Genomic DNA, 18,554 nt, shown 5'->3' with positions numbered 1-18,554 from the left:
CACGAAACCTGCCCTGACCGACAACCCAGAACGAAAGCCATCGTCTTGACCCACCCGCAAATCCTGATCTTCGCCATTCTCGCCAGCATGATGGCGTTGTTCCTGTGGGGTCGCTTGCGCCATGATGTGGTCGCTCTGGCAGCGCTGATTGCGTGCGTCATTGCAGGGCTGGTTCCATCAGCCCATGCCTTTGCAGGTTTTGGGCACCCGGCGGTGATCACTGTGGCCTGTGTGCTGGTGCTCAGTCAGGGACTGCGCAACACCGGTGCCGTGGACTGGCTGGCGCGCAGCATCCTGCCGCGCGATGCGGGGCGCATGGCGACCATGCTGGCCTTGATCGGGTTGGGGGCAACGCTGTCAGGATTCATGAATAATGTCGGAGCGATGGCGCTGTTGATGCCGATCGCCATGCAACTTTCTGGTCGACTTGACCTCACTCCCGGACAGGTTCTGATGCCGCTTGCGTTCGGCACCATTCTTGGCGGCATGACCACGCTGGTGGGAACACCGCCAAACCTCATCGTTTCGGGCTTCCGGGAAGAGGCCGGGCTGGGCCAGTTCGCAATGTTCGACTTTGCCCCGGTCGGAGTCGCGGTTGCGGCATTGGGTGTTGTCTTTGTCGCGGTTATCGGATGGCGGCTGGTGCCCGCCCGCAAGTCTGCTGCGGACGGCGGTTTTGACACCGGCACCTACCTCACCGAGGTGCGTGTGCCCGAGAAGGGCAAAGCGATCGGAATGACACTGCGCGGCTTTGAGAACGAGATCAAGGACAGCGGGGCGCAGATCGTCGGCATGGTGCGCAACGAGGTGCGGATCACCGCGCCGCATGGGGGGCGCCGCATTCACGCGGATGACATTCTGGTCCTTCAGGCCGATGTCGAGGCGCTGGCCGAGGCGCTGTCGGTGTTCGACATCACGCTTGAGGCGCAGAAATCCGAACTGGACGACAAAGAGAACGCACCCGAAAATGCATCAAGATCCGTCAAATCGGAAACCTCCGCAAGCGACGACCAAAACGACGACAGCGATGATCGCGACGAGGACATCATATTGCGGGAAATCGCCGTCCTTCCCAGCGCGACAATCGTCGGGCGTTCGGCCAGCGATCTGCGGCTGCGCACGCGTTACGGGCTTAACCTGTTGGCCGTGTCGCGCGAAGGTCGTCCCCCGCAGACGCGGCTCCGCAGCTTGAAACTGAAGTCCGGGGATCTGCTCTTGATGCAGGGACCGGCAGAGATGATGTCCGAATTCATCAACGACACCGGCTGCGTTCCACTGGGAGAACGGGAATTGCGCATCCCGGACAAACGCATGGCGTTCATCGCCGGCGCGATCATGCTGGGGGCAATCGGGGTGGTGACACTGGGCCTGCTGCCTGCTGCCGTGGGTTTTGCGCTCGGGGTTCTGGCCTCGATGCTTTTGCGCACGATCCCTTTAAGGGACATTTACACGTCGATTGATTGGCCGGTCATTGTATTGCTGGCCGCGCTAATCCCGGTTGCCGGTGCCATGCAAACCACCGGAACCGCCGACCTGTTGGCGCGATTCCTTGTCGAAACGATTGCGCAAGGCAGTCCGATTGCGGCGCTGGCTGTGGTCCTGATGACAACCATGTTCCTGTCTGATGTGATGAACAACGCCGCCACGGCGGCCATCCTGTGTCCCATTGCGCTTGGGATTGCCGCGACGCTGGACGTCAATCCGGACAGTTTCCTGATGGCTGTTGCGATTGGCGCATCCTGTGCGTTTCTCACGCCGATCGGGCATCAGAACAACACCTTGATTCTTGGCCCCGGCGGGTTCCGGTTCGGCGATTACTGGCGGCTGGGTCTGCTTGTCGAGCTTTTGGTCGTCACGGTCAGCATGCCGCTGTTGTTGCTCGTCTGGCCTTTGTAGACCCATCGCGAACGCCCACCCGACCAAGGGACACGCGCCTGAAACAGGGGCAGACGGAGCATAACCGGAGCCGCGATCGCAGATTCTGATCCTGTTGTTGCAAAACCAATCCAGATCAATGCTGCGCCACCTGAACCGGGTTAAGGGTGGCGAAAGGATGGCGCATTGCCTGCCAACCAACGAAGGAGCTCGCCTGTTGGACGACATGAAAACCACCACAAGGCACCTCACCGAGACCTTCAGCGTCAAACCCGGAACCGGCGCACCTGGCGGGCTGAAACCGCTCAAGCCTGATCGCGAACTTGCCTCCACGCAAGATGTCGGTCACGTTGCTGTCATCTTGACCGGCGACGGTTTCCGCAAGGTGTCGGCTGCCAGCGCCCGTGTCTTTGGAGGCCAGAATGTCCGCGCGTGAACAGGGAAATCCGACCACCACGATGCAATTCATTGAAAACAAAACCTACGACGAGATCATGGTCGGAGACAGCGCCGAACTGACGCGGACACTGAAACCGCAGGATATCGAGCTGTTCGCCGTAATGTCCGGCGATGTGAACCCTGCCCATGTGGATGCGGAATATGCGCGAACCGACATGTTCCACGGGGTCATCGCCCATGGCATGTGGGGCGGCGCTCTCATTTCGGCGGTGCTGGGCACCGAACTTCCCGGACCCGGAACGATCTTTCTTGACCAAAGCCTGAGCTTCAAGGCCCCGGTGGGTCTGGGCGACACAGTCACCGTGCGGGTCGAGGTCAGTGAAAAGCTTGAACAGGGGCGTCTTTTGATGGCCTGCACCTGCCTGAACCAAGACGGCGAGACCGCGATCGACGGTGTGGCCACCGTAATCGCTCCGCGCGACAAGGTTCACCGGCCCCGCGCGGTCCTTCCCGAGATCCATCTGCACGCACAGGGTGCGCAATACGCACGGTTGATCGACGCAACAGAGGCGCTTGAGCCGGTGCGCACCGCCGTTGTTCACCCCTGCGACGCCCTGTCTTTGACCGGCGCACTGGACGCGGCACACCAAGGCATGATCCTGCCTGTTCTGGTCGGCCCAAGGACCAAGATCGAAGCGGCCGCACAAGAGGCCGGACGTTCTCTGGACGGGTTCGAACTTGTGGACATGCCCCACAGCCACGCGGCCGCGGCAGCAGCGGTGGCACTGGTCCGTTCCGGCAAGGTCAAGGCGCTCATGAAAGGGTCGCTGCACACTGACGAGTTGATGGAAGCTGTGGTGGATGACACGCTTGGCCTGCGGACCGAACGGCGTATGAGCCATGTTTATGTGCTTGATGTGCCGACCTATCCCAAGCCGCTGCTGATCACGGATGCTGCGATCAATATCTACCCGGACCTCGCGATGAAGCGCGACATCGTGCAAAACGCCATCGACCTTGGGCTCGCGCTGGGAATCGAGGTGCCCAAGGTTGCGATCCTGTCGGCTGTCGAAACGGTCAATCCTCGCATCGCATCGACAGTCGACGCCGCAGCGCTGTGCAAGATGGCTGACCGGGGACAGATCACAGGTGGGCTGCTTGACGGACCGTTGGCTTTTGACAACGCCATTTCCCCGGCAGCCGTCGCGGCCAAGGGCATCGTGTCGGATGTGGCCGGCATTGCCGACATCCTTGTCGCGCCCGATCTGGAAGCCGCCAACATGATCGCCAAGCAACTGATCTATCTGGCAGGCGCGGACGCCGCAGGCATCGTATTGGGCGCGCGCGTCCCTGTCATCCTGACAAGCCGGGCCGACAGTGCCGTATCGCGGCTTGCCTCATGTGCATTGGCGCAGCTTTTCATCAGCCACCAGACACCAGCAGTTCCATGACAAACGCGATCCTTGTTCTGAACGCGGGCTCCTCCAGCCTCAAATTCGCAATCTATGGCGATGGTGACGGTGCCCTGGATGTTCTCCTGCGTGGCAAGATTTCGGGTATCGGCAGTAATCCGGTCTTTTCGGCAAAAGATGCGGATGGCCTTGCCATGTCGGGCAAGGATCTTCCGCCGATGGATCTGGAGACAGGTCAGGACGACCTTATTCCTGAACTCCTTGACTGGGTGAATGCCCATCAGGGCGGCGTCACCATCAAAGCTGTCGGGCACCGCGTTGTGCATGGCGGGCGTCATCACGCCGAACCGGCGCTGATCACTGACGCGCTTTTGGCAGAGCTTGAGTCACTCAGCCCACTTGCGCCAATGCACCAGCCCCACAATCTGGCTGCCATCCGCTGTGTCGCCGCCTCAATACCGGGACTGACACAGGTTGCGTGCTTCGATACAAGCTTTCATCGGACACAAGACCGGCTTGCGCAACTCTTTGCCCTGCCGCGCGCGCTTAGCGACGAGGGCATCATTCGCTACGGGTTTCATGGCCTGTCCTATGACTACATCGCAAGCACCCTGCCCGCGTATCTTGGCGACAAGGCCAACGGGCGTGTGATCGTCGCCCATCTGGGCAGCGGAGCAAGCATGTGTGCGATGAAGAACCGGCGCAGCGTCGCAACCAGCATGGGCTTCACCGCGTTGGACGGTCTGGTGATGGGTCGTCGCTGCGGGACGCTGGATCCCGGTGTCATTCTTTACCTTCTGCAAGAAAAGGGTCTGTCGGCGACAGACATCTCGACCATGCTTTACAAGGAGTCGGGTCTTCTGGGTGTGTCCGGCATCAGCAACGATATGGCCGTTCTGGAAGCAGACACATCGGCGCAGGCGCAAGAAGCCATCGACCTGTTTTGCCACCGGGCCACCAGCGAACTGGCCGCCCTCGCGTCGACCATCGGTGGACTGGATGCGCTTGTGTTTACGGCGGGAATTGGCGAAAACTCCGCCCGCATCCGTCGACAGATCTGCGACCGGCTGTGCTGGATGGGGGTGGCGATCGACCCTGATGCAAATGACGGTCATGCCACACGCATCAGCGGGCCGAGTTCCGACATCGACGTGCTGGTCATCCCGACGAACGAAGAAGTGGTTGTGGCGCGGGCGACCCGGGCGCTGACCCAGACAGGGGCTGGTTCCGACTGAAACAGGAGATGTCCCGCAAACCAAGCGGTGATCCGTCACACGAAGCCCTGTCTGAACCGATACCGGAGGGCGCGCTGGCTTAGCGATCCGGCGGCGTCCAATCGCTTTCGATCGACGCCTTGCCGCGTCGCAATCGCAGCGCAAGACCCACCGAAACGCCAACACCGATGGCAATGGTCAGATCCGCAAACACGGTCAAAACCAGTGTCAGAACCAGAAGGACCCCATCCGACAGACGTGTTTGCAGATATCCGCGCCACTTGTGGGGCTCGCTCATGTTCCAGGCCGTCAGGATCAGCAAACCGGCCAGCGCGGGCATGGCAAGAAAACCGGCCACAGGTGCAAAGGCCAGCATGACAATCAGAATGGTCAGGGCGTGGACAATCCCCGCGACAGGCGTTTTGGCACCGGCGCGGACATTGGTCGCCGTACGCGCGATGGCTCCGGTGGCAGGCAGGCCGCCAAAAAGCGCCGAACCGATATTGGCAAACCCCTGTGCCAGCACCTCGGCATTCGGCCGGTGATGACCGCCGATCATCTTGTCCGCCACCATGGCAGACAACAGCGACTCGATGCTTGCGAGAAACGCGATGACAATTGCCGAAGGCAGCAGTTCGACCATCCGTTCCAAACTGATCTCAGGCAGCGCAGGCATCGGCAACGTGTTGGGAAATGCGCCAAACCGGGAAAAGATCGTATCGACAGGCAGCATCGCCACGGCGACGAACGCCGAGGTCACGCCAACCGCCACGACAAGCCCCGGAAACTTTGGTGCGATGCGGCGCAACCCTACTATCAAGACCATCGTGGCAAGACCGATCCCGACAGCCTGGAAATTCAAGGTATGTCTCTCAGACCAAAGCGCTTCGAGTTTGCCAACAAACTCTGCGGGCGGTTGCGCCATCGACAGGCCGAAAAAATCCTTCAGCTGGCTTGTCGCAATGATGATCGCGATTCCGATGGTGAAGCCGTTGATCACCGGTTCCGGTACATAGGCCACCAGATTTCCGGCACGCATGTATCCAGCGACCAGCATGATCACCCCCGCCATGAGCGTTGCGAGGACAAGCCCGTCATACCCGTGTTCGGCGATGACACCGAAAACCACCACGATAAAGGCACCCGTCGGGCCGCCGATCTGCACGCGGCTGCCCCCGAACGCCGAAATCAGGAAACCGCCGACAATGGCCGTCACCAACCCTTTTTCCGGTGTCGCCCCCGAGGCAATGGCAATCGCCAGACTCAGGGGCAACGCCACCATCGCCACGGTCACGCCAGCCATGAGATCGCTTGCGAATTGCGCGCGATCATAGGTGGCGAGTGTGGTCAAGAGTTTGGGCTTCATGGCATGTTCTAGGACTCCGGACAGAGGGAGATCAATAGAGTGTGACGGGCCGGGTCAAAATTGCCCTGAACGGGGTCACGTCAGACCGGATGACCTGGACATAGGAATACGCGCTGTCCCCCTGTTCGGCGCATTGGTCGTAAAGGCGGAAGACAGCTTCCCGACCGTCGCGCCGCGTGTATCAAGGATCAACGGGCTACACACGTTCCAGAGCAATCGCGATCCCCTGGCCAACGCCGATGCACATGGTCGAAAGCGACTTTTCGCCCGGTTTCAGATCAAGCATCGCCGTGCCGGTGATCCGGGCACCCGACATGCCAAGCGGATGGCCCAGCGCGATGGCCCCGCCATTGCGGTTTACGCGAGGGTCGTCATCCGCGATCCCCAGTTCACGGAGCGTGGCAAGCCCCTGAGCGGCAAAAGCTTCGTTCAATTCAATGACTGCAAAGTCGTCCGGCCCAAGACCCAGCCGCGCCATCAGCTTTTTCGATGCCGGCACTGGACCAAGCCCCATGATGCGTGGCGCGATACCTGCGGTGGCCCCGCCAAGAACCCGTGCCATCGGGGTCAGTCCATGTCGTACGGCGGCTTCTTTCGTTGCAAGGATCAACGCGGCGGACCCGTCATTGACACCCGACGCATTGCCCGCAGTGACCGTCCCGTCAGCCTTCACAAATGGCTTGAGATTTTGCAGATCGGCCAGCGTCGTGGAGGGACGCGGATGTTCGTCCGTGACAACCACCACCGGATCGCCCTTGCGCTGCGGAATGTTGACCGGCGTGATTTCCTGCGCAAGACGACCGTTTGCCATCGCCGCGCCAGCCTTGTGTTGCGACCGCAGGGAGAACGCGTCCTGATCAGCACGACTGACGCCGAAATCCTCAGCCACGTTTTCGGCAGTCTCGGGCATGCTGTCGACACCGTATTGAGCCTTTATCAGCTTGTTGACAAAGCGCCAGCCAATGGTGGTGTCGTATACTTCGTTTGCACGCGAAAACGCCGCCGTCGCCTTGGGCATCACAAAGGGCGCACGCGACATCGACTCGACACCCCCCGCCACCATCAGTTCGGCTTCTCCGGCTTTGATGGCACGGGCTGCTGCTATGACGGCATCCATGCCAGACCCACATAGCCTGTTCATGGTGGTACCCGGCACCGTGTCGGGATACCCCGCAAGCAGTAGCGCCATTCGGGCCACGTTGCGATTGTCTTCACCTGCCTGATTGGCGCAACCAAAGATCACCTCGTCGATTGCCGAAAGATCCAGTTCAGGGTTGCGCCGGGCCAGTGCCGAAAGCGGGATGGCCCCCAGATCATCGGTGCGCACAGACGACAACGCCCCACCATAGCGGCCAATCGGGGTCCGGATGTAGTCGCATATAAAAACGTCGGTCATGTCTCAGATCCCTCGCGCCGCGCAGTCCCCATCGTACCAATCCCTGCCTCGGTATCCGCCTTCGCTTTGTCACGGCCCCCCTTTGGCGCCGCAGCGTCCAGCGCCTGGGTCAGGATATCCTGATCGCCGATATGATTTGCAAGGATCAGGATCAGGCGTGCATTCAGCGCGTGCATTTCAGGTTCCGACAGGCCCTCATGTGCCGAAAGCAACGCCGCATAGAAATCATCGGTGTTGTCGAAATTCGGGGCGAGGTTGAGGTCGCTCATCGCTCAGGCCTTTCCTAATGCTTGGTTCAGCGCGAATTCAATTGCAGCCAAATCCAGACTGGCCCAACGTGCCGCGACATGCTGATCAGGTCGGATCAGATAGACCGCAGATGGGGTATCCCCCAGATAACGGTCGCGCAGCGCCCCGCTGGTGTCAGTCTCCGTCGTCAGGTTGATGACATCGACCGCCTGCTCCGCCACCACCATGCCTTCAGGTATCGCGGTATTGATTGCGATCACGGAAAAACCGCCGTCAAGACGATCCAGCAGAAACCCATCCCCGATTGGGGCATCGCTGCACGGACTGCCGGGGCGCGACCGGGGCGGTCCGCCGGAAAGCGCATCCGCACCGTTCAGCGCAGAGACATCATAGGTGCAAGGCACGGACAGACGACCGGAATTCACCATCGGGCGGGCAAAATCAAAATGCTCTACCAGATCAAGCACCGCATCCCGGAACAGCGCATGGGCGGGATTGCGCGGGGTCAGGAAATCAGCCGAACGGGACGAGTTCTTGATGTTTTCAAGCGCCCCGTGCTTGCGTTCCTGATGGTAACTGTCAAGCAATTCATCCGGGGCATCCCCCTTGATCACCGCCGCCAGTTTCCATGCGAGGTTGTCAATGTCCTGAATGCCCCCATTTGCCCCGCGTGCCCCAAAGGGACTGACCTGATGCGCACTGTCCCCGGCAAAGAACACGCGGCCATGGCGGTAGTCTTTCATGGTGCAGCAGCGAAAGGTGTAAATCGACGTCCAGACAAGCTCGTAGTCGATATCCGATCCGATCATCGCCGACACACGACCCCGTATGCGGGACGGATCAAGCTCTGCCTTGCGATCAATGTTCCAACCCAGTTGAAAGTCGAGCCGCCAGACATCATCGGGCTGTTTGTGCAAGAGGGCGGTTTCGCCACGGTTGAAAGGTGGATCGAACCAGAACCGCCGTTCGACCGGGAAATCCGCAAGCATGCGGATGTCGGCAATCAGGAAATTGTCCTCGAACACACGACCTTCGAAATCAAGTCCCATCATGGCGCGAATGGGCGAATTTGCCCCGTCACAGGCAACCAGATAGTCGGCCTCGATCCGATAGGCACCGTCAGGTGTATCGACATCCAGCACAACATGATCGGCCTTCTGCTCCATGGCCGTCACGCAGTTTTGTCCGCGAATGTCGATCGGCGCGCCCAGCGCCTGTTGGCGTCGGATTTCCTCCACGAGGAACTGTTCGAAATACGGTTGTTGCAGGTTGATGAAAGCAGGGCGCTTGTGGCCGTCTTCGGGCAAGAGATTGAACGAATAGACTTCTTTTTCATCGCGGTAGACACGGCCAACATTCCAGACGACGCCTTTGTCGACCATCGGATCGCCACAGCCCAACCGATCGCAAATCTCAAGCGTGCGTTTCGCGAAACAGATGGCGCGACTGCCCATGCCGACGCCGTCGTGGTCATCCAGCACCACACAGGGGATGCCCCGCGTGCCCAGATCAAGCGCAAGGGCCATGCCAATCGGCCCTCCTCCGACAATCACGACGGGATGGCGGACCGGGCTTTCTGCCGTCTGATCCGCGACTTTTTCATAAGGGTAGAGGCGAAATGCGGTTTGGTATCTGACGGCAACCATCGCGATTATCCCTGCAAGGCCTCCCACATTTCAAGGTCGCGTTGCGCGGTCCAGATGCGCGGATGCCAGATGCCGCGCGCTTCGTCATAGGCGCGGGCGACGTTGAAGGGCAGGCAATGTTCGTAGATGGCATAATCCCTGAACTTGGGATCGCAGGCATCGCGCACCGCGTCCCACGCATCCTTGAGCGTCCCGCCCTTTACGGCGACGCGGGCTGCCGGCCGATAGGTGCTTTCGACAAAATCACGGGTGCTTTCGATGGCGCGTTCGACCGCATCCTTGCCCACAAGTGCTCCTCCGCGTCCCGGTGCAATGGCGTCGACATCGTAGGATTTGATCGCATCAAGCGTGGTGCCCCAATCAGCAAAATAGCCGTCGCCGCAATAACAGGCGGAATGATCCTCGACGATGTCGCCAGTGAACATCACGTTCTGGTCCGGAACATGTATCACTGCGTCACCCGCCGTATGGGCGCGCCCGATCTGCTTGATGTCAACGCGGCGGTTGCCAAGGTACACGGTCATGCTGTCGCTGAAGGTTGTGGTCGGCCATGTGAGGCCGGGAATGCTCTCGTGCCCTTCAAACAGGCGGGGGAAACGCTGAAATTCGCTGTCCCAGTCCTCTTGTCCGCGTTCCACGACCATAGCGCGCGCGGTGTCCGACATGATCACCTGGTCGGAATCAAAGGCGGACGCCCCCAATACGCGCACGGCGTGGTAATGGGTCAGAACGACATGGCTGATCGGCTTGTCAGTGACCTCGCGTACCTTGTCGATCACCTTGTTGGCCAGACGCGGCGTCGCCTGCGCCTCGATGATCATCACGCTGTCATCGCCGACGATGACACCCGAGTTCGGGTCCCCCTCGGCGGTAAAGGCATAAAGCCCTTCACCGATCTCATCGAAGGTGATCGTCTTTTCGGTCATGTCGCCCTGTGATGCGAAAGCCTTGCTCATATCGTCTCCACCGTCTGTGAAATGTGTCCAAAGATGTCCTGACCGGATTGGTCTTCCATCCAGATCTCTACATGATCGCCCGCTGCCATAAAGGGCGTGCGGGGGCCGCCGTGCAAGATCGTCTCGACCATGCGCTGCTCCGCGATGCAAGAGTAGCCCGCGCCACCCTCCGCAACTGTCTTGCCGGGGCCGTTGTCGAGTTTGTTGGAAATGGTGCCCGACCCAATGACCGATCCGGCGGGCAGCGCGCGGGTCTTGGCGGCATGGGCGATCAGATCGCCGAAATCGAAGGTCATGTCGATGCCCGCATCGGCACGGCCAAAGGGCGTGCCGTTCAGATCGACGCGCAGCGTGCCGTGCAGCTTGCGCCCATCCCATCCCGGCAGCACATCCGGTGTGACCGCGACAGGTGAACAGGCAGAGATGGGTTTGGAATGGACAAAGCCAAAACCCTTGGAAAGCTCAGGCGGGATCAGGTTGCGCAGGGAGACATCGTTCAGAAGCATGACATAGGCGATGTAACCGGCGGCATCTTCGGCCGTCACGCCAAGCGGGACATGCCGGGTGATCACGGCGACCTCGGCTTCGAAATCGATGCCCCAGTCTTCTTTTCCCAAAATCGGGGCGCACGGGGCGGCAAAGACCGACAGACCCTGATACATCAGTGGATCGCTCCAGAAGCTGTCCGGCATCTGGGCGCCGCGCGCCTTTCGCACCAGTTCGACATGGTTCACATACGCTGATCCATCCAGAAACTGATACGCGCGCGGCAGGGGTGCGTGGGCAGACGCCGGCACAAAGTCTTCCTGTTTTGCGAGATGCGGACGCAGGTCGTCTTCCGTCACATCGGAATCGAGCACATCCTGAAGGGTCAGATCGCGGACCCGCCGACAGCTGCGCAGATCGTCGGATACAACCACCAACTCGCCGTCATGCCGATGAGATTTGCCGGGGATCGGGCGGGTTGCAACCTTCATTTCTTGCCCGGTGTGCCGTCGAATTTCTTTTCAAGGCTGTCCCAGCAGTCGATGTAATCGTCCTGCAGCGGTGCCTCTTTGCCTGCGAAATGGGTCAGATGCTGCGGAAACCGCGTTTCGAACATGAAGGACATCGTATTGTCGAGCTTTTCAGCCTTCAGGTCGGCATTCGATGCGCCTTCAAAGGCGGTCTTGTCCGGCCCGTGGGGCAGCATCATGTTGTGCAGACTGACACCACCGGGAATAAAGCCCTTGGGTTTGGCGTCGTACTGACCATAGATGTTGCCCATGAGTTCGGACATGATGTTCTTGTGATACCATGGCGGGCGGAACGTATCCTCGGCCACCATCCAGCGTTCGCGGAACAGGACAAAATCAATGTTCGCCGTGCCGGGGCTGGACGATGGCGCCGTCAGAACGGTGAAGATCGACGGGTCGGGATGATCGAACAGGATCGCGCCGACAGGGCAATAGGCCTTCAGGTCATATTTGCAGGGCGCGTAATTGCCGTGCCATGCCACCACGTCCAGCGGCGATTGGCCAATCCTTGTCTCGTGGAACTGGCCACACCATTTGATGGTGACGCTGGAGGGCACCTCGCGATCCTCGAACGCGGCGACCGGGGTCTTGAAATCGCGCGGGTTGGCCATGCAGTTGGCCCCGATCGGCCCCCTGCCCGGCAATTCGAACTTTTGGCCGTAGTTTTCGCAGACAAACCCACGACATGGCCCGTCAAGCACGTCGACACGGTACACCAGTCCGCGCGGCAGGATCGCTATTTCCTGCGGCTCGATGTCGATCACACCCAACTCTGTGCAGAACCGCAGACGCCCTTCCTGCGGGACAACCAGAAGCTCTGAATCCGCCGAAAAGAAATAGGCATCCACCATGCTTTCGGTGACGAGGTAGATATGCGTCGCCATCCCCACCTGTGTGTTCACATCCCCTGCGGTGGTCATGGTGCGCATCCCCGTGAGCCAGGTCAGTGGCGCGTCCGAATGCGGAACCGGATCCCAGCGATACTGACCAAGGCTCGTGACACCCTCGGGGATATGGGGGGCGGATTTCCAATAGGGCAGATCAATCTGCGTATAGCGATGCGAATGTTTGACCGATGGTCGAATGCGATAACACCATGTGCGTTCGTTCTGGTGGCTGGGCGCGGTAAACGCGGTGCCGGACAGTTGTTCACCATAAAGGCCGTAGTTGCATTTCTGAGGCGAATTCATGCCCTGCGGCAGGGCACCCGGCAGCGCCTCTGTTTCAAAGTCATTGCCAAAGCCGGGCATGTAGCCTTCGACAGTCCCAACCGGACTTGCGGCACTCTGCAGGCCGTGGGGCGCAGAAACCTTGTTCATGAGTTCATCCTCTTGCAGCGTGCCCCTGAACTATTGGTTGCTTTTGTAACTATCAACATTCAGTTTGTCACCCATGGCGGAAAAAGAGCCCTTTCTTCTTGAGAATTTCATGCCTTACCTGCTGAATCAGGCGGCCGAGGCGACCAGCCTGGAGTTTCAGAAATTCTACAAGGCCAATTATGGCATGCTGCGCACCGAATGGCGTGTGTTGTTCCATCTTGGCCGCTACGGAAATCTGACGGCGAAGGCCATCTGCTCACGGGCGAAAATCCACAAGACAAAGGTCAGTCGCGCGGTGGTGGCGCTTGAAACGCGCCGGTTCTTGATCCGCACAGAGATGCAAAACGATCGACGTCAGGAATTGCTGTCCCTCACGGCGCTTGGCAAAGCCGCATTCGACGATCTGGTGAATGAGGCAGAACGCTACAACAAGCGCCTGATGTCCGAGTTCACCACAGACGAATACACAATCGTTCGCCGGTTCTTGATCCGCATGGCGCAGATGCCCTGACGCAAGGTCTTGCACTGGTCTTTCGGGCATCAAGCAAGACATCAGGAACCGATACCGCCGGCCTGGCCTATCCTGATCGTTGTGCCATCAAGGTGAACCGGGACCGGATCAAGACATGCGCCCAACCCATACCCCGCGACCCCGTCACCTGTGCGCGCGGAAAATCCCGCGCCATGGCTGGTGCAGCGCAGGATCGTCTTGTCAGCCGACATCAGGCGGTCGCCCCTGTGGTTGAGCGGCAGATACTGATGCGGACAGGCATTCACATATGCCAGAACTTCCCACCCGAACCGCACCACAACAATGGGGTAGCCGTCCAGATCAAGGCAGAGCGTGTCGCCATCCGGAACCTCGTCCAGTCGGCACACACCCGTGCCTTCAACCGGAGCGCCAGAATAGGATTTCCAGCCGTCTTGCGGCACTCATGCCTCCGAGGCAATCACACCGCGTTGAATCTGGTCCTCTTCGATGGATTCAAACAGCGCCTTGAAATTGCCTTCTCCAAACCCGTCATCCCCCTTGCGTTGAATGAATTCGAAAAAGATGGGGCCAATCACGGTCTTCGAGAAGATCTGCAGCAAAACGCGCGTCGATCCGCCGTTCACAACACCTTCGCCGTCAATCAGGATTCCGTGCTTTTTCATCCGATCCAGCGGCTCATCATGGCCTTTTACCCGGTCATGGCTCTTGTCGTAGTAAAGCGCGGGTGGTCCCGGCATGAAATCGACGCCATTGTCGGCGATCAGATCGGTCGAGGCATAGATGTCATCTGTCGCCACCGCGATGTGCTGGATGCCTTCACCCTTGTATTCCCTGAGATATTCTTCGATCTGGCTTTGATCATCGGCACTTTCGTTGATCGGAATCCGGATCTTGCCACAGGGCGAGGTCAGCGCCCGGCTGGTCAGGCCTGTGACCTTGCCCTTGATGTCGAAAAACCTGATTTCCTTGAAGTTGAACGCGGTGGCATAGAACCTGTACCAGGTCTCCATGTTCCCCTGCATCACGTTGTGGGTCAGATGGTCGATGTAATAGAACCCGGCCCCTTCTGGGCGCGGGTCGCGTTCGCCAACCCATTCGAAGTCAGCATCGTAGGGCGTCTTGCCGTTGTCATAGTCTTCGATGAAATAGAGCAGCGACCCACCGATGCCGATGACCGCAGGAACGTCAATGGATTTGCCGTCGCCCGTGTATTCCTTGGCCCCGTACTCCACCGCACATTTCAATGCGTGCTGCGCATCGACCACACGCCACGCCATCGCGGGCGCACAGGGTCCGTGGTCCTGAACGAACTGCGCGGCGTGGCTGTTGGGTTCACGGTTGATCAGATAATTCACCCCACCCTGCCGGATAAGCGAAATGTCCTTGGTCTTGTGCCGCGCAACTTCGATATAGCCCATCTTTGTGAACAGGTCTTCGAGAACACCCGGCTCTGGATGGGCGAATTCTACAAATTCAAACCCGTCGGTTCCGGCGATGTTCACTTCGTCGATTTTGGCTTTCGGTGCGTCGTGCGGAAACGGTCCCATAAGGAGACTCCTGAAATCTGACTGCGCAGCTTTCGTGCCCTCCGCGCAAAAATCACATTTCCCGGCCCGCGGGCTTCGGAATCGAACATGTGGTTCGACCCCGTGCCATTGCTTATGACACCATTGTGTCGCGCTCCCTTCATCAGTTGAGGGCGACGCGACGCAAAGATGTGCACAATATGCCCCTGAATGCAGCGCAAAGTCAACGGATGAGCCCACAGAATGGCATCAACCGCACCTTGAGCAGGGGTCATTATTGGGGGCTCAAGACCAACTTCACACGCTGCGGGCATTGCAAGGACACCGCGTGGTATCTGCGCAAGATTCTGCCAGAGCAGGATCAGGTGGATTACCTAAGCGCCATCGGAACCGACGGCGCGTCCGATCAGACGCTGGACCTTCTTGCCAATGCCGGATTGGGCACCAAGGCAATGTTCAGGCGCTCGGGAAAATCCGTGGGTCTTTACATGATCCAGCTTAAGGACGGCGAACGCAGTTTCAGCTATTGGCGCGAAATCAGCGCTGCCGGTGGCGAGGTTGTGTTTGATCGCAACCTCCGGCCGAAACTCTGGGCCGACATAGCCCCGAAACGGTCGCACAGATCGTCGATACAACGGCGGCTGGCGACTCGTTCAATGCGGGATATCTTGCGGGACGCATCATGTGGCAAGGTTCCGACCAGGCGATCCGCTCAGCGGACCAGTTGACAGCGCATGTTGTCTCGCATCACGGTGCCTTGGTTCTGTAGAAATCTGATCGCGCGTTGCCCGATATCCGCCAGAGCCTACGGGATGACGACCCCGGAAAACTTCCGAAATGCTCCGTTTCAAGGCCCAATGGCCCGACATGTGGCACCTTTTGGAATAGGGCAACCCATTCGATCCGTTGACGGCCTTCCTCAACCCAGCCGATTGAGAACGCCGCTTGCGATACGGGCGGTTTCCGACCAATCCGGCAGAGACAGCCCGGCCCTTTGGGCTGCTTTGGCAAAGTCGCGTCGCTTGCTCTGATCGGTCAGAAGCCTGCCAAGGGCGTGCGAAAACCCGTCTATATCGTCCACGGGCACCAGGACGCCAGCGTCATCCGGAACCGTGTCCGGCACGGCACCGGTCTTACAGCTTACAATGGGCAGGCCGTGCGCCAGCGCCTCGTCAAAGACAATCCCATAGCCTTCATAGCGCGTGGCAAGGGCAAAAATCGACGCCTGTCGATACAACGGCCCCAGCTGATCCTGGGGGACTTTGCCCGCAAATCGCACGCGGCCTCCAAGACCCAGAGACTGTTGCAGATCAATCAGCTGTGCCGCGTGTCCCGTGTCATGATCCGACCCGACGATCACGGCTTGCCAATCGACATCCTTTAACTTTGCCAAGGCGTGCAGCAGGATGTCGTGGCCCTTGCGTGGATGCAAAAGCCCGACGGACAGGATCAGCGGCGGATCAATCGGGGATGGCACACCTCCAGGCCTGTTCGTCCCCGGACGCGCGATCGTGATGCGATCAGCCGCCACTCCATAATGTTCCGTCAGCATCGAGGCGGTGTGGGGGCTTGGCACAAGAACATGCTCAACCAGCGCAAGATTGTCCCGCTCGGTCTTGAACAAGTGTTCCCGCCGGACGTCGGAAAGGCCACTTTCCATGGCCAGAGGATGGTGGACCATCGCAACCATCGGGGCGCGAACGCGGGCAAGGCCAGAGGTTTCGGTCGCCCCGGAAACAAATCCGTCGAGGATCAGAACCCGGTTCGGATCAACGGCGCACAGTGCGTCAACAGCCTCGGTCATCTCATCCGGTGTCGGGTCGGGATAGGATGCTCCAAGTTGAAGATGCGCCACGTCGTGCCCTGCCGCGCGCAATCCTTCGAGCAAGCGTCGCTCGTAAATATATCCCCCCGTCAGCGTTGTGATATCGCCGGGGATTGCAAAAGAGGCGGACTGCTGTGTCATGTCGTCGTCTGCTCAGGTGCATACACGCGCAGCACGCGCGCTTCGAGCAATCCTACAGAAGCATAGCCCAGCGATGACAGAACGGAAACCAGCACAACCGCACTCCAGAGCATGTCGTAATCCGACAAAGACGCCGAGAGCGCCATCAGACTGCCGATCCCGTTTCCCGTGGCCAGCCACTCCACCACCGTGACGGCCAGAACCGAGGCTGGAACGCTCATTCTTGCGGCAGCAAAAAACGCGGGCAACATGGCGGGAATACGCACCCGGATCAATTGCGACACGGGACCGGCTGCGAAGCTGTTGAAGACATCCATCACCTGTCCCGGTGCCTGCCGAAGACCATGCAGGCACGCGACAAAGGTTGGAAAAAACACCATGACCGCAACCAGGGTGATCGTACCGACAGCACCCCGCCCGACCAACAGCACAACAAGCGGCGCTGTGGTCACAATCGGCACCGACCGCAGCGCAATCGACAGGGTCATCGCGGTTCCGGCAAGCGCCGGCTGCAAGACAACAAGCATGGCAAGTCCCGCTCCGGCAAAGAGACCGGCAAAGTATCCGGGCAACAGGAAAACAGCCGTTTCCCCCAAAGCCGTGAACAAGGTTGCGCGCGTCTGCGCCGCATCCCCGTCAAGGTACAACGCAGCAAATACGTCGCCCGGTCGTTTCGCGAAGAACGGGCTGACATCAAGCGCTGCAAGCGCACCCCACCAGATCGTCACGATAACCGCCGTGACGAGGGCGGCATTTGCCAATGGTCTCCAGATTGTTTTCCCGGCTCTTCCCCCTGTGCTCGGTGGGGCAAGGATCACCGGCGGAGGATCACGAAGAACCAGTTTGGCCAACCAACCGATCACGAGATAGACAAGGATCGCAACTGCGGTCGCAATACTGGCCAGCGCCCACGTCATATCGACATCAAGCGCCCGCATGGCGCGGATCGTGAGCACACCCATGCCGCGCTCTGCCCCGGTGAATTCGCCGACCATGGCCCCCAGAAACGCAGCCGGGGCCGCGATTTGCAGGCCTGCAAAGAGATACGGAAGAGACGCCATCATGCGCACATGGACAAGCGTCGCCACGCGACCGCGACCATAGCTGCGAACAAGGTCAAACCATGTGGCAGGCACCGCGCGAAGACCCACAAGCAGCGGAATGAGGGTTGTGTAATAGACCGCAAGTGCCGCGAGAAGGATCTGTGGCCAAGGTCCCGGTCCAAAGAAAACCCGCAGGATCGGGCCTGTGGCAACAAGGGGAAGACAGAACACGAAAAGCGCAAGTCCGGTCACAACCGCTTCGCTGCGCGGCCAGATCAGGGCGATCAACGCCAACAGAACCGCTGCGAGATTGCCAAGCACAAACCCGATGGCCGCATTGGACAGGGTGACCCCCAGCGCCCTTGCCATCAGCGCATGGTTCTCGATCACATAGACAACGACGTCAGACGGGCCTGCCAGAACGAAAGCGTCTGAAAAGGCGCGCGCGGCGAGATCCCAGACGACGAACAAACCAACGATGCCCAGGATCGCCACCGCGTTTCGCCGCAACCATCCGGTGGACGTGGCCGGGTCCGTGACGACGGCGGTCATTGTGCGACAAGAGGAGGATGGCTGTCCGCCATGCCTTGGGACAACGCTGCGAAGACGCTGTCCGCAATGTCAGAGAACCGGGCCGTGCGCGCCATGTCCGGATCACGCGGCCGGGGCAGATCGAGG

Annotated in this window: 17 protein-coding genes; 6 read left to right on the top strand and 11 right to left on the bottom strand. The window is 59.7% G+C overall.

Going from position 1 to position 18,554, the window contains the following annotated elements:
• The first annotated feature begins 45 nt into the window (after window positions 1-45).
• From ACTIEN_RS04105 to ACTIEN_RS04090, 4 genes are all read left to right on the top strand, one after another.
• Window positions 46-1,896 (top strand): SLC13 family permease, encoded by a 1,851-nt coding sequence (locus ACTIEN_RS04105; RefSeq protein WP_439521840.1) that lies wholly within the window; start codon window positions 46-48, stop codon window positions 1,894-1,896.
• A gap of 196 nt (window positions 1,897-2,092) precedes the next feature.
• Window positions 2,093-2,311 (top strand): hypothetical protein, encoded by a 219-nt coding sequence (locus ACTIEN_RS04100; protein WP_439521839.1) that lies wholly within the window; start codon window positions 2,093-2,095, stop codon window positions 2,309-2,311.
• The gene (locus ACTIEN_RS04095) at window positions 2,298-3,725 is read left to right on the top strand and encodes a bifunctional enoyl-CoA hydratase/phosphate acetyltransferase (protein ID WP_439521838.1); all 1,428 of its coding nucleotides are present in this window, start codon (window positions 2,298-2,300) and stop codon (window positions 3,723-3,725) included. Before ACTIEN_RS04100 ends, ACTIEN_RS04095 begins: the two co-directional genes overlap by 14 nt.
• Complete coding sequence (locus ACTIEN_RS04090) at window positions 3,722-4,921, top strand: acetate/propionate family kinase (protein WP_439521837.1); 1,200 nt, start codon at window positions 3,722-3,724, stop codon at window positions 4,919-4,921. The genes ACTIEN_RS04095 and ACTIEN_RS04090 overlap by 4 nt, the downstream gene beginning before the upstream one ends.
• Window positions 4,922-5,000: 79 nt before the next feature.
• Here the strand turns inward: ACTIEN_RS04090 and ACTIEN_RS04085 are convergent, their stop codons facing one another.
• The 7 genes from ACTIEN_RS04085 to hmgA all read right to left on the bottom strand — a co-directional run bounded on the left by ACTIEN_RS04085 (window position 5,001) and on the right by hmgA (window position 12,848).
• Window positions 5,001-6,266, bottom strand: coding sequence for a SulP family inorganic anion transporter (locus tag ACTIEN_RS04085; protein ID WP_439521836.1), 1,266 nt, complete (start codon window positions 6,264-6,266; stop codon window positions 5,001-5,003).
• A gap of 196 nt (window positions 6,267-6,462) precedes the next feature.
• Window positions 6,463-7,662 carry a 3-oxoadipyl-CoA thiolase gene (pcaF, locus tag ACTIEN_RS04080; protein WP_439521835.1) on the bottom strand — a complete coding sequence of 400 codons (1,200 nt, stop codon included), beginning with the start codon at window positions 7,660-7,662 and terminating at the stop codon, window positions 6,463-6,465.
• Window positions 7,659-7,931, bottom strand: a complete 273-nt coding sequence (locus ACTIEN_RS04075) for a DUF2783 domain-containing protein (protein WP_439521834.1) — start codon at window positions 7,929-7,931, stop codon at window positions 7,659-7,661. Before ACTIEN_RS04075 ends, pcaF begins: the two co-directional genes overlap by 4 nt.
• Before the next feature lie 3 nt (window positions 7,932-7,934).
• Entirely contained in the window at window positions 7,935-9,557 is a 1,623-nt protein-coding gene (locus ACTIEN_RS04070) for an FAD-dependent oxidoreductase (protein WP_439521833.1), read from the bottom strand.
• A 5-nt stretch (window positions 9,558-9,562) separates the two neighbouring features.
• The gene (locus ACTIEN_RS04065) at window positions 9,563-10,513 is read right to left on the bottom strand and encodes an MBL fold metallo-hydrolase (protein WP_439521832.1); all 951 of its coding nucleotides are present in this window, start codon (window positions 10,511-10,513) and stop codon (window positions 9,563-9,565) included.
• Window positions 10,510-11,490, bottom strand: a complete 981-nt coding sequence (locus tag ACTIEN_RS04060) for a fumarylacetoacetate hydrolase family protein (protein WP_439521831.1) — start codon at window positions 11,488-11,490, stop codon at window positions 10,510-10,512. The genes ACTIEN_RS04065 and ACTIEN_RS04060 overlap by 4 nt, the downstream gene beginning before the upstream one ends.
• Window positions 11,487-12,848 (bottom strand): homogentisate 1,2-dioxygenase, encoded by a 1,362-nt coding sequence (gene hmgA, locus ACTIEN_RS04055; RefSeq protein WP_439521830.1) that lies wholly within the window; start codon window positions 12,846-12,848, stop codon window positions 11,487-11,489. The genes ACTIEN_RS04060 and hmgA overlap by 4 nt, the downstream gene beginning before the upstream one ends.
• 109 nt (window positions 12,849-12,957) lie before the next feature.
• Here hmgA and ACTIEN_RS04050 point away from each other — a divergent pair, with 109 nt between their 5' ends.
• Window positions 12,958-13,359: a MarR family winged helix-turn-helix transcriptional regulator gene (locus ACTIEN_RS04050; protein ID WP_439521829.1), complete on the top strand. Its 402-nt coding sequence runs from the start codon at window positions 12,958-12,960 to the stop codon at window positions 13,357-13,359.
• Between the two features lie 41 nt (window positions 13,360-13,400).
• Here the strand turns inward: ACTIEN_RS04050 and ACTIEN_RS04045 are convergent, their stop codons facing one another.
• Entirely contained in the window at window positions 13,401-13,781 is a 381-nt protein-coding gene (locus tag ACTIEN_RS04045; protein ID WP_439521828.1) for a Rieske (2Fe-2S) protein, read from the bottom strand.
• The gene (hppD, locus tag ACTIEN_RS04040; RefSeq protein WP_439521827.1) at window positions 13,782-14,888 is read right to left on the bottom strand and encodes a 4-hydroxyphenylpyruvate dioxygenase; all 1,107 of its coding nucleotides are present in this window, start codon (window positions 14,886-14,888) and stop codon (window positions 13,782-13,784) included.
• Between the two features lie 568 nt (window positions 14,889-15,456).
• Between hppD and ACTIEN_RS04035 the strand changes: the two genes are divergently transcribed.
• On the top strand, window positions 15,457-15,636 hold the full coding sequence (locus tag ACTIEN_RS04035; RefSeq protein WP_439521992.1) for a PfkB family carbohydrate kinase: 180 nt from the start codon (window positions 15,457-15,459) through the stop codon (window positions 15,634-15,636).
• Window positions 15,637-15,786: 150 nt separating this feature from the next.
• Here ACTIEN_RS04035 and ACTIEN_RS04030 read toward each other — a convergent pair whose 3' ends face one another.
• Both ACTIEN_RS04030 and ACTIEN_RS04025 read right to left on the bottom strand, forming a co-directional pair.
• Window positions 15,787-16,833, bottom strand: a complete 1,047-nt coding sequence (locus tag ACTIEN_RS04030) for a glycosyltransferase family 4 protein (protein ID WP_439521826.1) — start codon at window positions 16,831-16,833, stop codon at window positions 15,787-15,789.
• On the bottom strand, window positions 16,830-18,428 hold the full coding sequence (locus ACTIEN_RS04025) for an ABC transporter permease (protein WP_439521825.1): 1,599 nt from the start codon (window positions 18,426-18,428) through the stop codon (window positions 16,830-16,832). The genes ACTIEN_RS04030 and ACTIEN_RS04025 overlap by 4 nt, the downstream gene beginning before the upstream one ends.
• Window positions 18,429-18,554: the final 126 nt, after the last annotated feature.

Origin of the sequence: Marivita sp. (genome assembly GCF_051859345.1) — a bacterium.
In the GTDB taxonomy this organism is placed as follows: Bacteria; Pseudomonadota; Alphaproteobacteria; order Rhodobacterales; family Rhodobacteraceae; genus Marivita.
The sequence above is the reverse complement of the archived record's forward strand: the minus strand, read 5'-3'. Positions and strand labels throughout refer to the sequence as shown.

What these genes read in the sequence shown, in the direction of transcription:
- ACTIEN_RS04095 (WP_439521838.1), top strand. Translation starts at nt 2,298, where the DNA reads ATGTCCGCGCGTGAACAGGGAAATCCGACCACCACGATGCAATTCATT.
- ACTIEN_RS04090 (WP_439521837.1), top strand. Translation starts at nt 3,722, where the DNA reads ATGACAAACGCGATCCTTGTTCTGAACGCGGGCTCCTCCAGCCTCAAA.
- ACTIEN_RS04085 (WP_439521836.1), bottom strand. Translation starts at nt 6,266, where the DNA reads ATGAAGCCCAAACTCTTGACCACACTCGCCACCTATGATCGCGCGCAA.
- pcaF (WP_439521835.1), bottom strand. Translation starts at nt 7,662, where the DNA reads ATGACCGACGTTTTTATATGCGACTACATCCGGACCCCGATTGGCCGC.
- ACTIEN_RS04075 (WP_439521834.1), bottom strand. Translation starts at nt 7,931, where the DNA reads ATGAGCGACCTCAACCTCGCCCCGAATTTCGACAACACCGATGATTTC.
- ACTIEN_RS04070 (WP_439521833.1), bottom strand. Translation starts at nt 9,557, where the DNA reads ATGGTTGCCGTCAGATACCAAACCGCATTTCGCCTCTACCCTTATGAA.
- ACTIEN_RS04065 (WP_439521832.1), bottom strand. Translation starts at nt 10,513, where the DNA reads ATGAGCAAGGCTTTCGCATCACAGGGCGACATGACCGAAAAGACGATC.
- ACTIEN_RS04060 (WP_439521831.1), bottom strand. Translation starts at nt 11,490, where the DNA reads ATGAAGGTTGCAACCCGCCCGATCCCCGGCAAATCTCATCGGCATGAC.
- hmgA (WP_439521830.1), bottom strand. Translation starts at nt 12,848, where the DNA reads ATGAACAAGGTTTCTGCGCCCCACGGCCTGCAGAGTGCCGCAAGTCCG.
- ACTIEN_RS04050 (WP_439521829.1), top strand. Translation starts at nt 12,958, where the DNA reads ATGCCTTACCTGCTGAATCAGGCGGCCGAGGCGACCAGCCTGGAGTTT.
- hppD (WP_439521827.1), bottom strand. Translation starts at nt 14,888, where the DNA reads ATGGGACCGTTTCCGCACGACGCACCGAAAGCCAAAATCGACGAAGTG.
- ACTIEN_RS04030 (WP_439521826.1), bottom strand. Translation starts at nt 16,833, where the DNA reads ATGACACAGCAGTCCGCCTCTTTTGCAATCCCCGGCGATATCACAACG.
- ACTIEN_RS04025 (WP_439521825.1), bottom strand. Translation starts at nt 18,428, where the DNA reads ATGACCGCCGTCGTCACGGACCCGGCCACGTCCACCGGATGGTTGCGG.